Genomic DNA, 1,602 nt, shown 5'->3' with positions numbered 1-1,602 from the left:
CGACTCCCCGCTTTACTATCTATTTTTTCATTCCACTCTATCAAATACTTTTCTAGTATTAAACTAAAACTACTTTCCAGTGACCTTTTCAAACTACTGATAAATCTTCAAAATCAACTTTATTAAAAATAGACCTGTTTTTTATTTTATTTAATATTCTTATATCTTTAACACATAGATCCTCTCTATCATTTAGTTTTTCTTTTTCCTGTGTTAATTCATTATATTGATCTACAGAATCTGGAGACATTCCTGACTTACTCTGAAAATCGGATATTTCAATATTCAACTTATCAACTTCAGATGTTATTCCTTTCTTATCTCCAATTTTTTTAATATTTTCAGATAAGTTTTTAATGTCATTATCTATATAAAAAAGATCTTCAATATTCTTTGTTATAACTTTCTCTATTTTTCTTTTGGAAAAGTCAAGTTCTTGAAAACGAGACCTTACATCGGGGTCTTGAACTAGAACATTTTCTATAATGTCATCAATAGATGTTTTACCATCTTTTTTATCAACCAACCTATTTAAATATGATTGTGGAATATAAATAATTTTTTTATTAATATCACTATTATCATTTTTTTTGTTTTCTTGCTTATCTCTCCAAATTACCCTAAAGTCAGAAACTTGCTTTGGATATGAACCTAACCCAACCTCTTGCAGTCTCTTATCAACTTCTTTTGGATCAATTGATTGAGCAATATTTCTTAGTAAAATAGACTTACCTGTTGATTTACCTCCAATAATTGCTGTTAAATTCTGATTTATCAAAATATCATCAGTTAAAAACTCATTATCAACAAATTTTACTTTATCAATAACTTGATAGTCTTCTTTTTCATCTGGATTTAATTCTTGTATTCTTACTCTATCTCCAGGTTCATAAATAATTTGCTTTAACCCTTCAAAGCTTGGGTCTGCTTTTACCCAAGTTATTCTATTAGATGGAAAATCTCCATATTTACTGTATTGGTGGGCATCACTACCAGAAACACATGGTTTTGGCTTATTACCTAATGTTTTAAAAAAATTATCAAAAAAACGCTCATTTTCACTTGTTTTCTTACCTGAAATCAAATCAACATTCAATTGTTTTCTTGTCTCAAAAATATGAGCTGTTTGCATAAAATAGTTATCAGCTTGTGGATGTTTTGACCAATTCAAATCTTGAAGCCCATCAGTTGTATCATATGGTAGAATTACAAACCCAGTATCGATAGGAATTTGTTTAAATGCCTTAGTCAAAGATTCTTTTGTTATTTCTGCTGTTTTAGAACCAAGCTCTATTAATTTATCTTTACTTAAAGTTTCAGGATCATCATATCCATGAGCATGAGCCTTACTTTCATCAAGACTCTCTGCAAATTTTCTTAATGCATCATTCGCTGAAAATCAGGGAAACGTAGCCTAAGCGAAGTGATGATTTTTAGTCCGCGATAGCCGTAGGGCCGTTATTTTGTCGGAGTCTGAGCGTTAGCGAAGGTGGAGACAAAATAAAAGGCCATCCGACACGGCGTCAAGTCATTTGGAGCCTATGTTCCGACCCCTTGTTGGGTCGGGACGAGGTGACGAGGACGAATCGGGGCCGCCGGAGG

The 1,602-nt window shown here is 32.1% G+C and carries 1 protein-coding gene; it reads right to left on the bottom strand.

Translation table 11 applies throughout. The annotated features are described in order from the left end of the window. Positions 1-88 precede the first annotated feature (88 nt). The gene (locus tag CDZ78_RS20165; RefSeq protein ID WP_087871551.1) at positions 89-1,252 is read right to left on the bottom strand and encodes a hypothetical protein; all 1,164 of its coding nucleotides are present in this window, start codon (positions 1,250-1,252) and stop codon (positions 89-91) included. Positions 1,253-1,602 lie beyond the last annotated feature (350 nt).

The sequence above is a fragment of the Bathymodiolus platifrons methanotrophic gill symbiont genome (assembly GCF_002189065.1).
In the GTDB taxonomy this organism is placed as follows: domain Bacteria; phylum Pseudomonadota; class Gammaproteobacteria; order Methylococcales; family Methylomonadaceae; genus Methyloprofundus.
This window is presented reverse-complemented; position numbering and strand designations above follow the sequence as displayed.